Source organism: Thermoactinomyces sp. CICC 10522 (assembly GCF_016055075.1).
GTDB lineage: Bacteria > Bacillota > Bacilli > Thermoactinomycetales > Thermoactinomycetaceae > Thermoactinomyces_A > Thermoactinomyces_A daqus.
Genome location: NZ_JAECVY010000001.1, coordinates 247026 through 267787, shown reverse-complemented (window position 1 = coordinate 267787; position 20762 = coordinate 247026). Strand labels below are relative to the sequence as shown.

The 20762-nt window shown below is 43.7% G+C and carries 19 protein-coding genes and 4 pseudogenes; 10 read left to right on the top strand and 13 right to left on the bottom strand.

Going from position 1 to position 20762, the window contains the following annotated elements; translation table 11 throughout:
• Positions 1-9: 9 nt before the first annotated feature.
• The gene (gene qoxB / locus I8U18_RS01405; RefSeq protein ID WP_232336283.1) at positions 10-1947 is read right to left on the bottom strand and encodes a cytochrome aa3 quinol oxidase subunit I; all 1938 of its coding nucleotides are present in this window, start codon (positions 1945-1947) and stop codon (positions 10-12) included.
• 52 nt (positions 1948-1999) lie between these two features.
• Complete coding sequence (qoxA, locus tag I8U18_RS01400) at positions 2000-2959, bottom strand: cytochrome aa3 quinol oxidase subunit II (RefSeq protein WP_198055278.1); 960 nt, start codon at positions 2957-2959, stop codon at positions 2000-2002.
• A 564-nt stretch (positions 2960-3523) separates the two neighbouring features.
• Here qoxA and I8U18_RS01395 point away from each other — a divergent pair.
• A complete protein-coding gene (locus I8U18_RS01395) occupies positions 3524-3868 on the top strand; it encodes a hypothetical protein (RefSeq protein WP_198064411.1) in 345 nt (114 codons plus the stop codon).
• A 110-nt stretch (positions 3869-3978) separates the two neighbouring features.
• Here I8U18_RS01395 and I8U18_RS01390 read toward each other — a convergent pair whose 3' ends face one another.
• The 7 genes from I8U18_RS01390 to I8U18_RS01360 form a co-directional block, all read right to left on the bottom strand.
• Complete coding sequence (locus I8U18_RS01390; protein WP_052154359.1) at positions 3979-5001, bottom strand: D-alanyl-D-alanine carboxypeptidase family protein; 1023 nt, start codon at positions 4999-5001, stop codon at positions 3979-3981.
• Positions 5002-5261: 260 nt separating this feature from the next.
• Positions 5262-5804: an RNA polymerase sporulation sigma factor SigK gene (gene sigK, locus I8U18_RS01385; RefSeq protein WP_198055356.1), complete on the bottom strand. Its 543-nt coding sequence runs from the start codon at positions 5802-5804 to the stop codon at positions 5262-5264.
• Entirely contained in the window at positions 5776-7398 is a 1623-nt protein-coding gene (locus I8U18_RS01380; protein WP_198064410.1) for a recombinase family protein, read from the bottom strand. Before I8U18_RS01380 ends, sigK begins: the two co-directional genes overlap by 29 nt.
• A gap of 70 nt (positions 7399-7468) precedes the next feature.
• Complete coding sequence (locus I8U18_RS01375; RefSeq protein WP_198055276.1) at positions 7469-7606, bottom strand: hypothetical protein; 138 nt, start codon at positions 7604-7606, stop codon at positions 7469-7471.
• 922 nt (positions 7607-8528) lie between these two features.
• Positions 8529-9248 carry a YdcF family protein gene (locus I8U18_RS01370; RefSeq protein WP_198064409.1) on the bottom strand — a complete coding sequence of 240 codons (720 nt, stop codon included), beginning with the start codon at positions 9246-9248 and terminating at the stop codon, positions 8529-8531.
• Position 9249: 1 nt separating this feature from the next.
• Positions 9250-9957 (bottom strand): tetratricopeptide repeat protein, encoded by a 708-nt coding sequence (locus I8U18_RS01365; RefSeq protein ID WP_198055274.1) that lies wholly within the window; start codon positions 9955-9957, stop codon positions 9250-9252.
• A 60-nt stretch (positions 9958-10017) separates the two neighbouring features.
• Positions 10018-10389 (bottom strand): helix-turn-helix domain-containing protein, encoded by a 372-nt coding sequence (locus I8U18_RS01360; RefSeq protein WP_198055273.1) that lies wholly within the window; start codon positions 10387-10389, stop codon positions 10018-10020.
• Positions 10390-10593: 204 nt separating this feature from the next.
• Here I8U18_RS01360 and I8U18_RS01355 point away from each other — a divergent pair, with 204 nt between their 5' ends.
• On the top strand, positions 10594-10767 hold the full coding sequence (locus tag I8U18_RS01355) for a hypothetical protein (RefSeq protein WP_198055272.1): 174 nt from the start codon (positions 10594-10596) through the stop codon (positions 10765-10767).
• 68 nt (positions 10768-10835) lie between these two features.
• Here I8U18_RS01355 and I8U18_RS01350 read toward each other — a convergent pair whose 3' ends face one another.
• Positions 10836-11207 carry a helix-turn-helix domain-containing protein gene (locus tag I8U18_RS01350; protein WP_198055271.1) on the bottom strand — a complete coding sequence of 124 codons (372 nt, stop codon included), beginning with the start codon at positions 11205-11207 and terminating at the stop codon, positions 10836-10838.
• 181 nt (positions 11208-11388) lie between these two features.
• Between I8U18_RS01350 and I8U18_RS01345 the strand changes: the two genes are divergently transcribed.
• The 4 genes and pseudogenes from I8U18_RS01345 (at position 11389) to I8U18_RS01330 (ending at position 13991) form a co-directional block, all read left to right on the top strand.
• Entirely contained in the window at positions 11389-11595 is a 207-nt protein-coding gene (locus I8U18_RS01345; protein WP_198064408.1) for a helix-turn-helix transcriptional regulator, read from the top strand.
• Positions 11596-11736: 141 nt separating this feature from the next.
• Positions 11737-12228 (top strand): annotated as a pseudogene (locus I8U18_RS01340) (DnaD domain-containing protein); the annotation flags it as partial.
• Positions 12229-12541: 313 nt separating this feature from the next.
• A complete protein-coding gene (locus I8U18_RS01335; protein ID WP_198064406.1) occupies positions 12542-13021 on the top strand; it encodes an ATP-binding protein in 480 nt (159 codons plus the stop codon).
• A 214-nt stretch (positions 13022-13235) separates the two neighbouring features.
• Entirely contained in the window at positions 13236-13991 is a 756-nt protein-coding gene (locus I8U18_RS01330) for a sulfotransferase family 2 domain-containing protein (protein ID WP_198064405.1), read from the top strand.
• 585 nt (positions 13992-14576) lie between these two features.
• On the opposite strand, the pseudogene I8U18_RS01325 reads toward I8U18_RS01330, so the two are convergent.
• Positions 14577-14714 (bottom strand): annotated as a pseudogene (locus tag I8U18_RS01325) (tyrosine-type recombinase/integrase); the annotation flags it as partial.
• A 677-nt stretch (positions 14715-15391) separates the two neighbouring features.
• On the opposite strand from I8U18_RS01325, the gene I8U18_RS01320 reads away from it, so the two are divergent.
• Complete coding sequence (locus tag I8U18_RS01320; protein WP_198055266.1) at positions 15392-15937, top strand: endonuclease domain-containing protein; 546 nt, start codon at positions 15392-15394, stop codon at positions 15935-15937.
• A 657-nt stretch (positions 15938-16594) separates the two neighbouring features.
• On the opposite strand, the pseudogene I8U18_RS01315 reads toward I8U18_RS01320, so the two are convergent.
• Positions 16595-16816 (bottom strand): annotated as a pseudogene (locus I8U18_RS01315) (hypothetical protein); the annotation flags it as partial.
• Positions 16817-17121: 305 nt separating this feature from the next.
• Between I8U18_RS01315 and I8U18_RS17660 the strand changes: the two are divergent.
• From I8U18_RS17660 to fabI, 3 genes and pseudogenes are all read left to right on the top strand, one after another.
• A pseudogene (locus I8U18_RS17660) lies at positions 17122-17570 on the top strand (transposase); the annotation flags it as partial.
• A gap of 360 nt (positions 17571-17930) precedes the next feature.
• Positions 17931-19136, top strand: coding sequence for a trans-sulfuration enzyme family protein (locus I8U18_RS01300; protein WP_198064404.1), 1206 nt, complete (start codon positions 17931-17933; stop codon positions 19134-19136).
• 81 nt (positions 19137-19217) lie between these two features.
• Positions 19218-19994, top strand: a complete 777-nt coding sequence (gene fabI, locus I8U18_RS01295) for an enoyl-ACP reductase FabI (RefSeq protein WP_033100918.1) — start codon at positions 19218-19220, stop codon at positions 19992-19994.
• A gap of 279 nt (positions 19995-20273) precedes the next feature.
• On the opposite strand, the gene I8U18_RS01290 is transcribed toward fabI, so the two are convergent.
• Positions 20274-20639, bottom strand: coding sequence for a WCX domain-containing protein (locus I8U18_RS01290; RefSeq protein WP_160173840.1), 366 nt, complete (start codon positions 20637-20639; stop codon positions 20274-20276).
• Positions 20640-20762: the final 123 nt, after the last annotated feature.

The window sequence follows — 20762 nt, the reverse complement described above, 5'->3', positions numbered from 1 at the left end:
TGATTGGTTTTAACTCGCCATTTCGTGTTTTTTGATTTCCTCCACCGATACATAATGGTGGGAGTCATAGTCGTTAAACGAACGCCACAGCATGCAGAGGAGCACACCGATCAGTCCGCCGATGGCCAGCAGATACCATTCGAAAACAAAGCCAAAACCGGCAACAAACATAAACGCGGACATGACAATCGGCATTCCCGTATTGTTCGGCATATGAATCGGTTTGTAGGGTTCCGGTTTTTCTTTCTTTTTGCCTTTCTCCTTCTTCATGTGCCACCAAGCGTCGAGCGCCTCCACTTTCGGGATGTGCGCAAAGTTGTAGTGTGGTGCCGGAGAGGATAAGGACCACTCCAACGTGCGGCCGTCCCAGGCATCGCCAGTCACATCGCGCTCACCGAAGCGTGCGCTGTAGTAGACGCAGTAACAGAAGATGAGGAAGCCAATCCCCATGATAAAGGCACCGATTGTTTCCACCATGTTGATCGGACCCCATCCGGTTTCGGCCGGATACGTGTAAATGCGGCGGGTCATTCCTTGCAGTCCGACGAGGTACATCGGAATGAAGCAGAGGTGGAACCCGATATTGAAGACCCAGAATGCCCATTTGCCCAGACGTTCATCCAGCTTGTGCCCGAACATTTTCGGCCACCAGTAGGTAAGTCCGGCAAAGCAGCCGAAAACTGTACCGCCGATCAGCACATAGTGGAAGTGGCTGATCAGGAAGTAGCTGTTGTGGTATTGATAGTCTGCCGGTACTGCGGCGAGCATCACACCGGTCACTCCACCGATCAGGAAGCTGGGAATAAAGGCAAGTGCCCACAACATCGGCTGGGTAAACTCAATCCGCCCTTTGTGAAGGGTTAACAGCCAGTTGAACACTTTGACCCCGGTCGGAATCGCGATCAGCATCGTCGAGACACCAAAGAACGAGTTGATCCACGGTCCCTGTCCCATGGTGAAGAAGTGGTGCAACCAAACGATAAAGCTGAGTGCGGAGATCGCCACCATCGAATAAACCATCGCCCGGTATCCGAACAAACGTTTCCGAGCAAACGTACTGATAACTTCGGAGAAAATGCCGAATGCCGGCAAAATCACGATATAAACTTCCGGGTGTCCCCAAATCCAGAACAGATTCGCCCACATCATCGGCATACCGCCGGCCGTGACCGTAAAGAAGTGTGCACCAAACAGGCGGTCAATCGTGAGCAGGGCAAGTGCCACTGTCAAAACAGGGAAAGCAAAGATAATGATCACAGAAGTGATTAAGGTCGACCAGGTAAACAGCGGCATTTTCATGAGCGTCATACCCGGTGCGCGCATTTTGATAATTGTTACCAAGAAGTTGATCCCGGTCATCAGCGTACCGATCCCGGCAATCTGCAATCCCAGCAAATAATAGTTTTCTCCAGGTCCCGGATCCAGTTCATTTCCGGCAAGCGGTGTGTAACTGGTCCATCCAGCGTCCGGAGATCCACCGATGACAAATGAAATATTGAACAACATCGCCCCGGCGAAAAACAGCCAGAAGCTGACAGCGTTGAGTTCCGGAAACGCAACGTCGCGGGCCCCGATCTGAAGCGGAACTGCCACGTTCATCAAACCGACGATAAACGGCATCGCCATGAACAAAATCATGATCGTACCATGGGTGGTAAAGATTTCGTCATAGTGTTGGGCGTTGAGGAAATTCAAGCCCGGCCATGCCAGTTGCGTCCGCATTAAAAGCGCGTCCACCCCACCGCGGAATAACATGAGGAGCGCAGAGATGATATACATAATCCCAATGCGTTTATGATCGACGGTTGTCAACCATTCATCCCACAACCAACGCCATTTCTTAAAGTAGGTGAGGACGAAGATGATCCCCAACGTCACCAGAACGATCAACACGTCAGCCATGTAGATCATCGGCTCCCCGGTTACGAAGAAGCCGTGATCCGGCATTTTAAAGCTAAATAAACTGCTCATGTTTCTCCTACCTCCTTTTCACCAGAATTCACTCCATATGGGTCATGGTTTCGGAGCCATGGTTCATATTTTCCATGCCATGGTTCATCCCACTCATGTCATGATTCATGGAGTTCGCCTCGGAAGTACCGTGATCCATGTCTTTCATGTCATGGTTCATGTTTGGATCTTCTTTCAGTTTCGGGTAGGAAGAGTAGGTTTGTTCCCCTACCAGACCGGGTTGAAGAAGTTTTTTCCATTGGGCCTCCGTTTGTTTTGGTGCCGTTTTCTTAACCTGCTCAACCCATGCGTTGAAATCTGCTTCTTTTTGCGCAATGACATCAAATTGCATATGAGTAAATCCACGACCGGAGAAGTTGGCACTGCGGCCGACATAGGTACCAGGCTTGTCCGCTTCAAGCCATAATTTCATGGACATACCGGGCATGGTATACTCCTGTCCGCCTAACTCAGGAACCCAGAAGGAGTTCATCGCACCAACTGCGTTCAATTCAAACCGGATCGGAACATCTGCGGGGATCTTCACATAATTGACTGTTTCGATCCCTTGCTCCGGATATTTGAAAATCCATTTCCAATCGGCTGAAGTCACTTCAATTACAAGCGGTTTTTTGTGAGGGCTCGGCGATTTCTCCAAATCAAACGTCATCGTTACGGTAGGAACTGCAATAAGCGCCACGATCACGATCGGGATCGCCGTCCAAATCATTTCCAACCATTTGTTTTCATGCACTTCGGGCGGTTCATAACCCTCGTTTTCCGGCTTTGCTCTATATTTCACAAGCATATAGACGAAAAGAATCCCAACCACGACAAAAATAAGGAGCATTAAACCCGAAGTCCACAAGATCAGGTCCAATTGTTTTTTCGCGACCGGCCCTTGCGGATTGAGAACCCCGGATTTGATCGGGGCACATCCGGTTAAGAGCAGGAATAATCCGGGAAGGATGGCCGCCTGCTTCAACCGGCGAAGTTTTTTTCCAAACATGGCTTGCTTTCACCCTTTCCTGACGAAGCTCAAGAAGTGACATTCATCCGCAGTTGCAGCAGAAAAAGTTAGGCTTCGCGATATATACATAAATTATAAATATTGGAAATTAATTCGTATGTAAGCCTGCGCAAAAGGATTAATCCGCAGGTTTACATAGCTCGTTCAAAATTAATCTATCACATCGCCACTTTTCATTTTATGACGAAATGTGTTGTATAAATGGACGAAATATGACAGTTTGATTAATTTTACAACGAAAATGCTAAAAATGACTATAATAAACAGGAGAATTACGAATAAATTACACGCAAATTACAAAATATTTCATCCCTCCTGATATTTTTTCAATACCAAAAAAAGACGAAAAATTCATCTTCCCTCCTCCTTCCCCTCTTCTCTGATCTTTCAACAAAAAATAGGAATCCGCCGCTACCAAAAAAACAGATTTCTCATAGATTAATAGAGACGAAGAAATGGCGCCAACAAGAGTTTTTGGCCTTAATTCCATTGAAATGACACTGATTTCCCGGAATGACATTTCAAAGAGAGGAGGGAGTTTGTATGCAAACTTTAAATAACCGCCGCCACAATCATAACAATCATAACAATCATGATAATCATAACGATCACAATGACCACAATGACCACCGCAGGCGAACCGTCATTTTACACCCTCACCGACGCGAAAACAGAACCGTTCACTTGCGCCGCAACCAGTCTGTTTTGGTAAAATGCAGAAGATCAACCACTTCCCGTCACCGAAGGATTCACCTTCGCCCAGGAGATGCCGTCAGGATCAGATGTGGCAACAGTTCGGTCGTGGTCACTTGCGGCCGCCCATTTGGACGGCTTCGGACCATTACCATCCATCCGCATGAATCGGTTCTCGTTACCTGCGGTTTCTAAACAAATCGACCGGCCGGGATCATCCCCCCCTGAGGGAATGGTCCCTTTTTTTGATTGAACAACCATTCTACTACATAAAAAAACAGAGCAGCCATGTGTAAATGGATGCTCTATTTTCCTTGGAAATATTCTTCCAGCGTAATTCCTTTCTGGGCGATTTCCTGGGCGATCTCTTTTCCGACATACCGGATGTGCCAAGGTTCGTACGCATAACCCGTAATCTGTGTTTTCCCTTTGGGATAGCGGATGATGAACCCATACTCGGCGGCATGTTCGGCCAGCCACTTTCCTTCTTTGGTTTCCCCGAATGATTCATCCAAAGCCAGATGGGCGCTGGGGCTGGAAACGTCGATTGCCAAACCCGTTTCATGTTCACTTTGTCCCGGATAAGCACTGAATTGTGACGTTCTTTCTTTCCCATTTTTTCTTACATTGTTTTCGTAGATTGCCTTTTGCCGGGCATAAGACCGATATCCCGAAATCCCGACCAGATGAAGATTCTGTTTCGCAGCTGCCTGTACCAGCTGTTCCAGCGCGTGGGCAGCTTCCTTGCGCAAGTGTTTCTTCTCCAGATCCCCCTGACCCGCAAACGGAATATTGGGCTGGATCAAATCAGCCGGAACATAATCGGCCGGCAGACTACGGTGTTTATTTACGACAACGGACAAATCCGCCGGGTTGGTAACCACAGCCAGTCCATTGCTATCGATCTTGATCGTGTCTTTTAACGGAACAATCACCCTGACGCGCATGGTTGCCCTGGTCTGCTTGTATACCGCCGTCACCCATACGGATGAGCCCGTCTTCGCCTGTTTGCTTACCGTGAGTCGCCCTTGGGAATCCACTTGTGCAACTTCGGGATTGCTCACCGTATAGGAAACTTGATCGGAATTCAGCTCCACTTTGCGGTTTGCCGGCGTAATCCCTGACAAGGTAAGAGAATAGGATGCTCCCGGAGCCAGTGTTTGCTCATCCGTTGGAAAGGCGATTGCCCGAAAAACCGGCTGTTCCTGCTTGGCTCCGTTTAATCGGTTTACCGCGGCATCGATCGGGCTTCCACATCCCGACAGAAAGATCAATACCCCCAAAGCAGCAACAGCCGCTTGCCAACTCCGATGTTGATATCGATTCACCCTTCCCCTCCCTCCTCTGCAAAGGTGATCCTGGAAGGCAATAAGGCATGCCATAAACGAACTGATTCTATAATATACTTCTTTGACCCAAGTTCATCCTTTTTTGCGAGATTGCAACAAAGTGTTCACGAATAAAATACCTGTTCAGCCTCCGGCAAATCCGGTAAAACAGGGACAACCTGCCGGCACAAAAAAAGCGGCTTCTTATAAAAAGAAAACACCGCAAAAAAAATGAAAAGAAAGATGGAAAGACTCAGCCTCTAGGCATGAGAAGCCCCTCCGCGATTATTCCCCACCCTGTAAAATTCATGAAACAACTTAATCAAAGCTCTCTTTTCGATCCTCGACACATACGAACGCGAAATTCCCAGCTCCTTGGCAATTTCCCGCTGCGTTTTTTCCTTTTCCCCTCCCAGTCCAAACCGCGCACGAATCACTTCCTGCTCCCTCTCATCAAGAATGTGGATATGGCTGTATATGTTCTTGCGCTCTATTTTTAACTGAACCGTCTCCACCACATCATCCCGCTCTGTGCCAAGAATATCAATCAGGGTGATTTCGTTGCCTTCTTTATCTGTGCCAATCGGATCGTGCAGGGAAACATCTTTTCGCGCTTTTTTCAACGAACGCAGGTGCATGAGGATTTCATTCTCAATACACCTTGCCGCATAGGTTGCCAGCTTCGTTCCTTTCCCCTGCTGGTACGATTCAATCGCTTTGATCAAACCGATGGTTCCGATGGAAATCAGATCCTCATTATCCTCCCCGGTGTTTTCAAATTTCTTGATGTTGTGGACTCGAATCGATGTACATTTTCTGTCCCATTAACGTATCCAGATATCCCACACAAGTAATTTCACACTGCTCGTTGTTTTCGCTAAAGGTAAGAATAATCTCGTCTATTAACGATTGGATAATCATTCGTTTTTTTTCAAAGGGTACATCCGTTTCGAAATTCACCAATTTTTCTAGATAGGCCATTACTTTTTTTACGCGCTCTTTTGCTTCCTGATTTTTCAGATTTTCACTCAAATGTTTCTGCAATTTATCAACTTCTGTTTTCAATGCTTTTAATTCCTTATTGATCACACTTAGATCTTGGATCATCTCTTCTTCTGAAATCAGTTCACGTCGAAACATAATTTTGACTTTTTCACGTTCTTTTTTCTTTTTGTCGATTCTCTCTTTCAACACTTCGATTGTATCTTTAATTTGGTGGTCCAAGCTGTTCGGCGATTTCTCAATCTGAATACGGATCTCCTCGCGATCAGTCAACATTTGAAGAATGAGATTCCAAATATAGTCCTCAATCAGTTCAGCCCGGAGTGTTTGGGTTGGACATTTCATCACTCCCTCTCCGTATTTTCTCGGATTTTTATTTGGACAACGGTAGCATCGATACTTTTCTCTTCTGCCTGTTTGCTTGTTTTTTCTACCGGTATACGTGGTTCCGCTCCAGATCCGTCCACAATGTCCACAACGAATCATGCCTTTCAACAAATATTCATGTTTGACATTTCCCGAATTGGTCAGGTTTTTCCTGCGTTGCTCTTGGGCCAACCCAAATAAACTTTTATCAATGATAGCGGGAACTTCCACGCTTACCCATTGTGATTCATCCCGATAATCATAGGTTTTCTTGGGATTGCCGCTTTTCGTTTTCTCCCCTTTCAACTTCTTCGTTTTTCGCCGGTTGTACCGATAAATGCCGATATATATTTCATTCGTTAAAATGCGGTTAATTGACGACTGATGCCAATGTTTACTCTCTTTTCTCTTGGGCATTACACCCAGTTGGACCAAACAGTTTCCAATCTGCCGAAGGGTTAAGTGATCGTGTACATACCATTGATAAATATTCCTTACGATCTTTGCTTCTTCTTCGTTAATGACCAATTTTCCATTGACAAGGTCGTATCCAAACGGAGCACAGCGCATGGGCATAATTTTCTTCTGCTTTTCAACCGCCCTTAACCGACCCCGAATTGTTCTTTTCCTGATCAAGGACAGTTCATACTGCGCGATAGCGGATTGCATATTAAAAAATAATTGCCCTTCCGGTGTATTTTGGTATTCCGTATCACAAAAAATGAGTTCGACGTTTTTGCGTTCAAACTCTCTGCATACAAGCAGCTTATCTGTCATATCCCGACTCAGACGGTCAGGATGAACACAAATCACATGCGAAATCTTGCCATCCGCTACATCTTGCCTTAAACGATCCATCTCCGGCCGATTGATATCCTCGCCAGAAACTCCTTTTTCTTTGTATATTTCAATATGATGCAATCCCAGAGAATGAGCTTTATTTATGCACATCTCAATTTGTGATTCGAGACTCGTTCCTTCTGACGCTTGCAACTCGGTCGACACCCGCGCATATACTGCAACCTTCATCCGTAAACCTCCTCCGATGTGATTGTGGATTTCATGTATAAAATGAAAAAACTGGCCAAGCCAGTTCGATTTACTCCACTAATGCTAATTCAATTAGTATGTTCATGACTTTTTCTTTCGCTCGTAGCGCGTTGACCACTTCTTCTTTTGTTTTGGTTTCACACTTATTCACCACATAAAATTCAACACGCTGTTTGCGAGGTTTCATTTTTTTCTGCACCACCCCAAAACAATTTGTATGAAATATATGAGAAGCAGGAGTTGTCTCATAACATTTCTGACTAATCGAAAATTCAGGAGAACTGGAGTCGATCAATACCCAGATTATTATGCCGACCGAGATTTAAGTGACGCATGGCAGATGCGGTCCCGATGCCAATTAGCATCGGCCCAATGTCCACGTTCTCCATTCGATTTGAAAAATCCCCACAACCACCGTTATCATCCACTCTGTGATGTGATATAATAATCAGACATCAGTATTTCTTTCTCCGTTGCTCCCTCCATCATGATCGGAGGGAGCCGTTCTTTTTTCTAAGCTCAATATCGCAGACTTCGCAGTTCGATCGTCCTGACGACGAGCGGCACTTGGTTTGACCGTCCGACCCTTTTTTTCAGGTCCCTGAAAAAGCGGAGCCGAAGGTGGATCCGGACCATCAGTTTTTTCTTTCGTGGCATGGCCGTACTTCAACTCCCTTACGAACTCGGTGGATCGATATCCAGATCGAACTCATACGGATCTTTGAGAGCAACCACATCAAACGGTTCAGGATCACCAAAGCGTCTCATATTCAAATCACCACCTTTCACATTCTTATTATATTGATTCATTATGAATCAACCAATACATTTTTTCTTCATTTCGAGGAAAAAGATGTCCGGGCTTAGGTACATAATAAACGTATCATTGATTGAATGAATAAACATGACAGACACGGATAAAAGGTTATGCTTACATATCATCTAAAGTTACATAAACCATGATCATGGAGAAGGCTGAACAGAACAAAAAAAGCCAGGGTCAGAACAAAATCTCCCTGGCTTTGACAAACTTATGGTTCCACTCTGTTATTTTATGAAAAATATCTGCCTCACACATTTCTCGTAAAAGGATTAGAATTGTTCACTTTCTACAGAAGATCTCCCTTTGCTTTGTAAAGTTTAATTCGCTCTTTTTCACTATTCACCAGTTTGCGGTGTTTTCTTGACAGAAACCAAGTTGCGGGGTGCCACTCGCCCGTATCAGCATAATAGTTGGTAATTTCTATGCCATGGGGCTGAAAGACTTTGGCAAAAGTAAGGTAGGTGCGCAACTGGTGGAATGGAGATGTCACCAAGATCACATGGGATAAATGATATCTTTTCAGCAAATCGAGGACATACTCGGCATTTTCACGAGTGTGCAAAGACTCATCTTCGATTAGAATCGCTTCCGGGGGAACGCCCATAGCCAAAGCTTTGCTGCGCATATAATGCGCTCCCAGATTAACATCCCAGTTCTTGCTTGCGTTCATGATATCTTTTTCCTGAATGCGCCCGTTCTTCGCAGCAGCTTGAAGTTCTTTCAGAGGAATGAGTTTTGGTTTTTCTGTTCCATCTACTTTCGCGCTAAACTTGCCGCTACAGATTAGGTAAGGGGCCCATCCCTGATGATATAAACGGACGGCAGTCGAGATCTTACTGTCCAGAAATTTGATGTTTCCTCGCGTGCCGGCAAGAACCACGATCGCATCGGCTTTTTGCAGGCGATTTCTTAATGCAAATCTTCTTCCTTTCACATAGAAGACAAACCAAGCTACCAACAGACACAACATTAAGGCAACCATGATAAAAAGAAATATTGTTTTCATTTTACTCCTCGAGTACGTCGCTCAAATCGGCAACGACTCGTTCCTTTCTCCATTTAGATTGTTTCAGGTTTCTATACAAGGTTTTGGCCCTACTCATAATCTTACTTGATCCAATTGAGCGTGCAAGCGAAAAAGCATTTTGTATGTTGTCAGTACAAGCATCAAGGATCCCGAGCTCATAATAAGCTTCTGCTTTTTGTACAAGCAATCTTGCACGGCCCCGAAAAAGCGTAGGATCATAATTCGCTAGGCTTTTGTCGAGCTGATCAACAGCGTTTTTATACTCTTGCAAGAACATTGCATAAACTCCCTTTTGTGCTGTAAGGGAAGATATATTGAAGCGTGTTAAGGTTTGTTCAGGAATAACAGTCTGTTGTTCAAAAGCCATCTCTGCGTTCCCGATACTGTACCAACTTTCTTTTGATTGCTGTGTTTTCGCTTGAGCCTCTGTGAAAGCCTGGTAGATATATCCTTCCAACTTGACATATCCAAGGTGTTTGATGATTTCGAGAGCACGCATAAAACAGGTGATGGCCTCTACTGGGCGCTCTTGCTGATTCAGTGTAATCCCTTCACGTACAAGTGAGGAGGCTATTAATTCAGGATTGAACAATCCCTGAGCGATAAGAAACGCTTTTCTGTGTGCCAAATACGCTTCTGAATAGCACATCATATCTCGAAGCACAGACCCTTGCAGCTGATAACCCATTGAAAGTAATGTTAATGCCCGTTCATATAATTCGTTGCCGCGCGATAAATTCGCATAATTCTAAATATGTTGAACCCAATTTTTCAAACCTTGATAAGTCAGATTTGTTCCTCCTGTATGGTACAACGACCAACGAATCTTCATCTCATTCTCGAGAATGGATAAATATTCGTCGCATGAGATCATATGAAATTGTTCTTGATGCAGTAATTGTGGATCAGCAGACTTTCCAGGAGTTGAGTTGCTCAATAAGCCTAATTGTTCAGGTGTCTTTTGCAAGCATCTGCATATCCGCTCTATGCTGTCTACTCTGATCGGTTCCCCGCGTTCAGCTCGTTCAATGGTGGAAAGTGAAAGTTGAGCGAAGTCTGCCAATTGTTGCTGTGTCCAACCCTTCTCCTTCCTTGCAGAGCGCAACAAGGAATTTTTCACCAGCATACCTCCTCTTTGTTCCCTTCTTCAGCACTGGTGAATCCTTCTAGTAACCCGTCAAAAATCAAGGGTAAGTGACGTGTGGTTTGACGGAATTTAATTTGATTTCTCATTTATAATTCTGATTAGCAGCAGAATGATACTTTGCCATTTATGTTGATTCTATGCAGAATCTTGATCTTCTGCACCCAGGAGGGCATTAACATGTTTCGCAAAACGGATCGTGATATAGCCCTGTACAGCCAATATTTAAAGAAACAAATGATCCTTTTATGTCAAATACTTGATCTTGATATTAGCGAAGACATTGGTCCTTTAATTGAACATTTGGTCAAACAAGGTTTATTGGAGAATTGCATGATAAGTTCGAAAAGTTGAGGCGAGTTGGATAACCCAAAGGTTATCCATTTTTTCTTATGGTCAAGATTGGTTGTGCTTATCAACCTTTATTTTTTATGGTCATTGTCCATCCTCTCCAGGATCACTTCAAGCATTTTTGAGACCTTTTCAATTTCTTCTTTGGTCAACTCCCTGCCTTTATACTTCGGACGGATTTTAGGGTTATGAATGAATTCTTCAATCTCTACTTCTGTCATTTCCGATGCTTTTTTTGTTTGTGGAATATTTGTATATCCAAGCAAGAAATCAGTAGAAACTTCAAAAAAGCTGGCCATTTTCCGTATGGTTTCGATATCTGGTTCTCTCTTTCCGTTTTCATAGTTGGAATATGTGCTTCGGGGTATGCCTATTTTTTTTGCACAGGCTTCTTGGGTAAGCCCCTTATTTTTGCGTAGTATGGTTAAGCGTTCTCCTAACAATATCATCACTCTCCGAATTTTGCCTTATATACCTATAATAATGCTTCGTTTTGAATCGGGATATACCTTGATTCGTATCGAAGAAAAAAATGTTGACTGATTCATAACGAAACAATATAATAAAATTAAACGATGCTTCATATCGAGGCACCCGTTCAAGTTTTAAAAAGGAGGTGCAACTATGCATCGGAGGAATTGGCTGATCCAGATCCGATCTAAATCAAAAATGACGCAAAATGAGGTTTCTAAAAAGGCAGGAATCAGCCGAAGTGGATATTCCAATATAGAAATTGGCGCACGTAATCCCAGTGTGGAAAGTGCCCAAAAGATTGCCAAGGTTCTAGGTTTCAACTGGACTATTTTTTTAAAGTCAGTTGCTTCGATATGAATCAGAAGGATGGTGTTTAACTCATGGCTCTTGATATTACGGATTCTGAACGAAAGCGGAGATTAGAGGAGGTTTGCAACGTGATCACGCAGGATGGATCCGGATCATCGTCTGCCTCCCTAATCAAGAGAGGGGAAGGAAATGGCGATCTATAGGCAAGTACATGTTTCTTTCTGGCAAGATCCGAAGGTGATTGAGGAAATGACTCCAGAGGACAAATATTTCTATCTCTACTTACTGACGAATCCCTCAACGACTCAAATAGGCGTCTATTCCATAACAAAAAAACAGATGGCTTTCGACATGGGATACTCAATCGAAAGTATCAATTGCTTGTTGGAACGGTTTGAGACCTACCACAAGGTCATCAGATACAACAGGGAAACAAAAGAAATCGCACTGCTCAACTGGGGGAGATACAATTTCAACCGCGAAGGGAAGCCGGTTGAGGATTGTGTCAAAAAAGAACTTAAACAAGTTAAAGACAAGAGTCTGCTGGAACTGGTGATGCAAAAGATTGAGAATGAACGAATTAAGAAATTATTTACGAATGCGCTCAACGATTCGTCAGACGATTCGTCAACGATACGGGGACAAGAAAAAGAAGAAGAAAAAAAGAAAAACAAGAAAAGGAACAATTAAAAGAGACGAAATGCCCCGGAAAACCCAAAGAAGTTCTCTCCTCATTTGATGAGATCACCTCTTTTGTTGAAAGCCAAATGGCTTCCAACCCCTTGCCCGTAAATTTAAAAATCGTAGTCAAATATATTGACACATTAAGGCTGTACAGAAAAACTGGACGGATCTCCGCAAACATCATCAGAAAATTATGGGACAAATGGAAAAATTATCACTCCGATGTTGTTTCTTATTCGATGTGGATTCATGTTGAAAAACATGACGACAAGCCAGAAGAGTACACACTGGGAATAAAGAGATTCGACGGTTGAATCTAATCTTGTTTGGCTGTCCGTTTCATCCGCTACCAGTATGCAACTGCGTCAAGGAAAAGGCTCTTCAAGAGGATCGAGAGAGGGAACTTGCCGAAAAACGGGCCCGGATCCTTCGCCTGTACGTGGATGGTTTGATGGATGATGAGTTAAAACAGGCATCCTTCCAAAACTTTGAACAACGAGCCGGAACAGAAAATGGCCTAAAAATCGCCAAGATGTTTGTTGAGAAGTTCGAGGAGCAGGACGCCGGATTATATTTCTTCGGTCCGGTCGGCAATGGCAAAAGTCACCTGGCCGCCTCTATTCATCATCAACTGCTCCGAAGAGGCTATGCGTCAGTTTTTCTAAACGTAAATCTGCTATTCCGACGCTTGAAAAGCACATTTGGATCAAATAGCCAAAAAACCGATTTCGACTACATTCGGGCGGCTATGAATTGTGAAATTTTGACGCAAGCTCAACGGCTTTTCTAAGCTCTCTTTCCGATGGTGTTGTATAGCGCCGAGTCGTTTCGATGGATTCATGTCCAGCAAGAGCAGCCACGTTTTGAATATCCACGAAATAGTCCAAAAGGAGCCTGCCCTACCCGAAAGCCCCATTTGATCGAATGTTTCGATTGGAGTGGAATTTGATCAAATAAATTCATAGAATAATATAGAAGGAAATAGTTTGGGGGGGGATTGTGTTTTGTTTAATAAAAACCCTATTCTTAACACTTGGGTTCCGTTGTTTCATCCAAATTTTCCGATTGTATTGTTTTGGTCTCAAAAAAGTGGTTGTACTTCCCTGTTTAATTGGTTTTTTTTTCAATTAGGCTTATTAAAAGAAGCAGAGCGTTCGGGGGGAGTCCACTGGTATAGATATAACTATGTTAATGAAAATAATTATAAAAAGAGGTTAATGAACCAAATAAAAATCAAAGATTGTTATAAATTGGTGAGAAATCCCTATAAAAGATCGGTTAGCGCATTTATTCAGGTATTATCCACTCAAACCGATGAATATCGCAAGATAAATAAATCTTTGTATAATGATGAAAACAGCAACAAAGGGATTTCATTTAAACAATTTATCCATTATATCAAAATAAACTTGCCGGGAGGTTCGATTGATTCCCATTGTTTTCCACAATATTTCGACAACGAGGAAAAATATGTTAAAAATAATTATATTTATTTAGAGGATTTTGATCATCACCTTTCAAAAATCGAACAAAAGTATAAATTGAAAAAGTCCCATTCTTCCCTTTTTAAAAGCCCCCACCATAACTCCCACAGAATGATCGAAAAGGGTTGCTTTTCTGAATTTAAATTCACGAGAGAAACCATTCAATCTGGCAAGTTACCGACTTACGAAAGCTTTTATGACGAAGAATTAAAGAACCTGGTTCGTTCTATATACAATAAGGATTTTGAGATTTATGGTTATGATCAAGATTTGTAAATGAATACACCCTCATTCCTTATATACGATGTTAACAGGGGTGTGCGCGGCTTTTATTTATTTATCATATAAATAATTTTTTAATATTCTACCCAATGAACCCCCGTTTGTCAAGACATTTAAGAAACATTCGAAGTTATAGATTGGCCTTTGGAATTAGAACTGTGGCCCTGCCGCTGGAGAATTTCAAAATGTTGGCCACAGTTCTAATTCCAAAATGGATTCAATGGAACTTGATCTACAACCCCCCTCATTTTTAACGATTTTTAAAAGTGATGCGCTTACTCATTTCTTTAATGTTTCACTCCGCTCCAAATAATAATAGGTCTGGGATTCACGACCCAAAGAAGAGACCGAACATCAACGCAATCAGACCCAGAGATACAGACAGCTTCTTTACCATCTTCCAAAATTAATGATTTTCCTATTATACACCTTCATTATCTAACGTAGATGAACCGATCTATTGCTTAAAAGGAAATTTATGGTTCCGTTTTTATATGCTCTGTTTTATTTAGGGGGTACCTAGAGTATTTGGAATAATTTTTCGAAGCTCCGAGAGGCGTCTCATCGCCTCTCTTTTTATTATCCAAACACTTTTGATACCGCTTCTTCCAATTCTCTCTCCGTTGGCTTTGCATATCTTCTCGTGACATTAATGTCCGAGTGACCCATCAGTTCCGCAACCGTGGCAATATCCACTCCGTTGGCGACCAGCTCCCTGCCATAAGTATGGTGGTGTCTCTATTTGAAAGAGGGTATCGTTACACAAGTAAACCAAATCAAAAATGAAAAGTATTTCAAAAGAGCGATTCCAATTCATAGGATGAAACGGATACAAGACTACATAGGCTCCTCGATGAGATCTCGAATGAAGAAGTTATGACTGCCCCGACGGAAAAGAAAAGCCCAACCAAGGACACTGATTTGAAGTAGCTGCCCAGGGATTTCGGGCAGCTTATTTCATCAACTCCACCACAAGAGAGATCAAGGCCAAGATGATACCTAACTGCTCCCAAGTCACCGGTTGTCTCATCAAATCCCTCCTTTGGATATAAAAAAGGACGCCCGAGATCGGACGTCCTCATTCCTTATATACGACGCAAAAAGGTGTGCGCGCGCAAAATGACGAAAAAATTCCCCCTCACTATTAATACGCTCAGTGAATAAATGAAAAAGGACATAATGAGCAAAAAAACCCCCTCACTTATATATATGGGGAACGGATCGGCTTAAAGCGAGATAAAAATGAAATTTTTTTCATTCCTTATATACGAGATACAGGAGGGTTTTTTTATTGGGGGAGAAGGAGCATCCTCGATTTTGACGCTGTTGGAATTCGCTCCTCCTCTTTTGTATAATTTTAATGAATAGTATGAATAGAAGCCTTGAAAGAGGGGATGAATGACAACGGTTTGTATCGTTTTCGTTCGTATTTGCAAGAAAACATCCGCATCCGGCAAAAGAAACGGTACAAGCAAATTCAGCAGTTGTCCCATTCTCAAGCATTCATTCGCTCCATTGTGATGGCGGTAGAGTCCTGGATACTGGGAGAAAAAATTCAATGGGATTTTCAATATGCCAAAACACAAAGTCCCATTGAACGGAAGGTCTATAATGCGCTGAAGAACCAATATACTCTAAAAACACAAGTTCCCTGTGGAAAATACTTCATTGATATTGCCATTCCCAAGTATCGGATCGCCATCGAAACGGATGGACACGATTACCATTCATCCTATCAGCAAAGAGCACATGACCGAAGGAAAGATCAGTTTTTGGAATCTCGAGGATGGAAGGTTTTGCGCTTTACCGGGTCTCAGGTGAACGGGAGACTTCGGTGGGTGCTGGCCCAGGTTCACAAGGCCGTTGAAGCATATCAGCCGCCTTGGTACCAAAGATGGTTCCAATGGTTATGGAGAAAGATCAAACGGGCAAGAAGCTAAGACTTCTTGTCCATTTTCATGGGAGGAGATGGAGCAATGGCCAAAGCAATCGTTTCAATTCTCCTACCGGAGGTGTATTGATTGAGACGGATATGGGATCGAAAAGACGACTTGAGATGGCCGTTTCAATCCTCCTACCGGAGGTGTAATGATTGGGACGGCGTTCGCTGTACCCTTTAATTTTATTGGGTTTATCCTTTATTTTCTGAGCATCTCCTCTATTGGACCAAGTTTCTGACTGTTCAACCGGATCTCTTTCGCCTCAAAAATCCGGTTTCCCCTTTATTTTTGCGGTCTTCGGCATTTCTGAACATCTCTTGGGTCTTTTTCGAAGCTCAGGGTGTTCGCAAATGACAAACATAAAATTCCACTTTGTCTTCGGTCACCTGAAACTTAATTTTTACAAAATAGCAACCGACCTTCCTGCCACTATTATATCAATTAAAAAAACAATGAAAAGATCAGATTTTTTTAACACCGTGATGGCAAGATCCTTTTCATCCCATAGCCTGTACACTTTTCACTCAACAAAAATCACCGGCTTCCCCTCATTCACAATCCGCTTTTCAATCACCACATTATTCCTTGACGCTTTCACCATCCCCAGCTCAACCCTTGATTTCATCATGATTTTCTTACCTCGGTTTGTGTCTATATCCTTTTCACTATGTGGGCTACAAGCCGAAGGTTGTGCTCGATCAATTTATTTCTCGAATCCGGGTCACCATCCGCCATGCGCCGCAAATGCTCGGCTTCTTCCTCCTCCGTCAGGGGTTGTGGGAAAGCGTTGTTCTTGATATAAGAAATAAAGGCGATTACCTCTTTGATCATCATCGCCACCGCAGTTAACAGCAATCGGCTCCACCTCCACCCGTTCATCAACGCAGACATACCATCTTATGTGAGGCTGGGCTCCGGGGTGATTCTTTTGTCTTTATTCCTTTTCATTTATATGTTGAATGGTTTTTGTCTTATGGCATCTAAATGCAAATCGATATCGGATGGTAAAGGACAGCACGGCGTCATCATGACCGACGGTAAATTCAGGTCAATATCCGGCGGGTTGCTTTGCGCTCTTCATCAGGTACAACCGGAAAACCCCCATCCTGCGTAAACGCCCAATTCAGCCTGCGGTTCCGCGGTTGCCAGTTTTTCCTTGACCGAAAATCGGACAATAAAAAAACACCACAAATCGTACAGGATACCGCGATTACAAGTCAAACCCAAATGTGTGCCAGAACTGTCCGTTCCTCTCCCGTTGTACTCGCTCCAAATCCCATCAAAAGGTCGTTACTCGCCATGTGTGGGAAAACTCCAAGGAGTGGGTTCGAAAAAACCGTTTAAGTGAAAGAGGAAAACAACTATACAAACGACGTGGCGAAACCATTGAGCTCAGCTTCCTGACGCAAAGGAACTTCATGGTCTTCGTTATGCACGCTACAGGGGGCTTGCCAAAGTTAAGGAGCAATGCCCCCTAATTGCCGTTACACAAAACATCAAAAAATTGGCCTTGCTCCTCTCGAAGAGAGGAAAAAGCTTTGTGATCTGGCTGATCGATAAATTTATTTTCCTTAATCTGTTTATCTCCCTGAAATATACAACCCCAAGCCCATTTCTTACGGAAAGAGCTTGAGATTTGTCATCAAGCTCGGCCGGAGTATTCTCCAGCTCTTTTTTACGCTCTTGTGGATATTTGCGGGTAGTTAGTGATTGTCCTAACAATACTCTATAAAAAGCAGAATTTTGTATTACTTTATCAAACAAATACAAAAACATCTAAATAAATGTTATAATTCAGATAAAATTATGATGCTTAATAGGAATGAAGATTGCACTCGAATTGAGTGAGGGAGGTTTTAATAAGCTTAATCAGCAATGTGGCATTGGAGATATCTGTAATAAGTTCGTTGTAAAAACTAGCGTATTTGATGAAACAGAATATACGGCTGAGCGTCCTTTGAAGAAAACGGGTACCTAGAGGGGAAGAGAGAGTATGAACAAACGGAATGATCATCAAGATCCGATCCTCGGCAAACTCCAAAACGAAACTTTGGTGATACACGCCGATGATGAGGTGACCAAAGATGGGACGGTGGCTCCGGCTATTTATTACTCAGCCACGTTCCGTGCACAAGATTCCATCGAGTTCGCGGACATGGCGGGAACTCCTCGCCATCCACAGTATTACACCCGTTATGGCAATCCGGTGCATGAGCGCGTAAAGAAGGTGATGGCTGAGCTTGAAGGCACAGAAACCGCACTGGTAACCGGCTCCGGGATGGGGGCGATCGCTACGACCCTTCTATCGCTGGTCAGCGCAGGCGACCATGTGATTGCACAGACGCGGCATTATATGAGTACAGCGAAGATCATGGACGAGATGCTACCGCGATTTGGTGTCGAAGTGACACTAGTTGAGCAAGCAGACGTCTCAGCCTTTGCCGCAGCAATTCGGCCTAATACAAAGCTTATCATGGTGGAGTCGCCGGCCAATCCAAGTCTGGTGGTGACTGATCTGGCTGCTGTGGCGGAGTTGGCCCGCCCGCGTGGTATCATCATCGTAGCCGACAATACGTTTGCGTCGCCGATCAATCAGCGTCCTCATGAGCTGGGTGCCGATGTGGTCGTTCACAGCGCAACCAAATATTTAGGGGGACACCATGATTTGACAGCAGGTGTGATCTGCACCAGCGAGGAGTTGGCCGAACGTATTTGGCATACCCATATCTCCATTGGCTCGGTTCTTTCGCCGATGGACGCGTGGTTGCTATTGCGTGGTTTGCGTACGCTTCCGATGCGGATTGAACGCATTAACGCCAATGCCCTCGCTTTGGCAAAGTTTCTGGAGGAGCAGCCGCAGATTGAACGGGTATATTACCCCGGTCTTCCCAGCCATCCCCAACACGAGTTAGCGAAACGCCAGATGAGCGGTTTCGGCGGAATGATCGCCTTTGCAATCAAAGGAGGTTATGAGGCGACTGCGCGTTTCGTTTCTGCATTGAAACTGTCGCTTAACGCAGTCAGCCTGGGCGGGGTCGATTCACTGGTGGTACACACTGCGGCGATGTGGGGTGGAGTGATGAACGAGGAGCAAATGAGGACTGCTGGGATTCCGCCCAATTTCGTGCGCTATTCGGTCGGCATCGAGCATATCGATGATCTGAAAGCGGATGTATTGCAAGCTCTGCAGATGATTTGAGAACACGTTAAGGACTGAACAATTTTGCCATAAAAAGATTATAATGTACAAGGAGGTCGAGCTTTTCCAAGGAGGAAACATATGAATAACTTGATGTCGGGAAAGAACGTAGTAGTTATGGGTGTGGCGAACGAGAGAAGCCTGGCGTGGGGAATTACAAAATCACTACATGAAGCAGGTGCAAATTTAATATTTACATATAGGAAAGAACGTTCTTTCCAGAAGCTTTCTGCATTATTGTCCGAGGCTGAAATCACTCCTCTTCTCACAGTTTCGTGCGACGTCTCCGATGATGCAAGTATTGAAAACGCCTTTCTTGAGATTAAACAAAAAGTAGGGATTATCCATGGTCTTGTTCATTCCATTGCATTTGCAGAAAAGGATGAACTACGTGGCGAATATGTGGACACTTCACGCGAAGGATATCTTTTAGCTCAAAACGCCAGCGCATATTCGCTTGTTGCGGTTGCCAGGGAAGCGAAAAAAATAATGACGGATGGCGGAAGCATTGTTACGCAGTCATATCTCGGTGCCGAACGTGTCGTGAAAAACTATAATGTGATGGGTGTTGCAAAGGCGGCATTGGAGGCAAGTGTAAGGTACTTAGCAGAGGATCTTGGCAAATATAACATTCGGGTTAATGCTGTTTCCTCTGGCCCGATTCGTACTCTTTCCGCAAAAGGCGTTTCAGGATTCAACGATATTTTGGGTACTATTGCGGAAAAGGCCCCACTTAGACGAAACGTTGATCAAAGCGAAGTAGGGGACGCCACATTATTTTTGTTAAGCTCTTTGTCTAGAGGAATAACGGGTGAAGTGCTTCATGTAGATGCAGGATACCATATAATGGGAATGTAGCAGAAAAAGGAGCTTTCCATAAAAGGGAAGCTCCTGAAGCTGTTGACAAAAGAAGGTCAATCGCCTTTTTTGTCGAAATGGGAATAAAAACATTCCGAAGAAAGGCTTCCTACGTTCAGAACCAACGCATCCAGAGAATTTCAACTCGAAACGGTCAACATAGAGAACTTTGTAATCTGGCTGATCGATAAATTTATTTTCCTTAATTTGTTTATCTCCCTGAAATATACAACCCCAAGCCCATTTCTTACGAAAAGAGCTTGAGGTATGTCATCAAGTTCATGTTTTTATTTCTTCACAAAGCTCCCTTCGTTTCTCGACCGGCTGGATCAGTTCAACCGCACTTCCCCACCCCAAAACCCATTTCTTCATCTCCAACCAGCTGGACACTTTTGAAAATTGAATCTCACCTACAGCCCCTTCTCCCTCAAACGGGATAATCTTCTGTTCAGGATGCCATTGTTTTTCCCGAATTCGCTTAAAAACTTCCTTGTCATAAATCCGAATCACATAGTCATCCTTACTTTTTCCGTGCTCTGCTTCCAACATCTGATTGATATATTGTTGAGCGTGGTTTTTTTTGTAAATCCAAACCTCTTCTTTCATGCCCACACGCGAAGATGAATGAACGGTTCGCATTGGCATAATAGACCGCATACGGGACAAAATAGCGAATATTTTCCTTGTGCTTCAAACACTTCCTGCAGCGAATGATAAAAATGACCTCGGATCTGAGGATATCCGTACTCGCTCACAAAATAGAAATCG

Bases quoted from the DNA above. Each gene is read 5' to 3' on its own strand.
- I8U18_RS01345 (WP_198064408.1), top strand. From the start codon at position 11,389: ATGCATCGGAGGAATTGGCTGATCCAGATCCGATCTAAATCAAAAATG.
- I8U18_RS01365 (WP_198055274.1), bottom strand. From the start codon at position 9,957: ATGGGTTATCAGCTGCAAGGGTCTGTGCTTCGAGATATGATGTGCTAT.
- I8U18_RS01320 (WP_198055266.1), top strand. From the start codon at position 15,392: ATGAATGACAACGGTTTGTATCGTTTTCGTTCGTATTTGCAAGAAAAC.
- I8U18_RS01370 (WP_198064409.1), bottom strand. From the start codon at position 9,248: ATGAAAACAATATTTCTTTTTATCATGGTTGCCTTAATGTTGTGTCTG.
- I8U18_RS01395 (WP_198064411.1), top strand. From the start codon at position 3,524: ATGCAAACTTTAAATAACCGCCGCCACAATCATAACAATCATAACAAT.
- I8U18_RS01355 (WP_198055272.1), top strand. From the start codon at position 10,594: ATGTTTCGCAAAACGGATCGTGATATAGCCCTGTACAGCCAATATTTA.
- fabI (WP_033100918.1), top strand. From the start codon at position 19,218: ATGAATAACTTGATGTCGGGAAAGAACGTAGTAGTTATGGGTGTGGCG.
- qoxA (WP_198055278.1), bottom strand. From the start codon at position 2,959: ATGTTTGGAAAAAAACTTCGCCGGTTGAAGCAGGCGGCCATCCTTCCC.
- qoxB (WP_232336283.1), bottom strand. From the start codon at position 1,947: ATGCCGGATCACGGCTTCTTCGTAACCGGGGAGCCGATGATCTACATG.
- I8U18_RS01290 (WP_160173840.1), bottom strand. From the start codon at position 20,639: ATGCCAATGCGAACCGTTCATTCATCTTCGCGTGTGGGCATGAAAGAA.
- I8U18_RS01375 (WP_198055276.1), bottom strand. From the start codon at position 7,606: ATGAAACCTCGCAAACAGCGTGTTGAATTTTATGTGGTGAATAAGTGT.
- I8U18_RS01380 (WP_198064410.1), bottom strand. From the start codon at position 7,398: ATGAAGGTTGCAGTATATGCGCGGGTGTCGACCGAGTTGCAAGCGTCA.
- I8U18_RS01300 (WP_198064404.1), top strand. From the start codon at position 17,931: ATGAACAAACGGAATGATCATCAAGATCCGATCCTCGGCAAACTCCAA.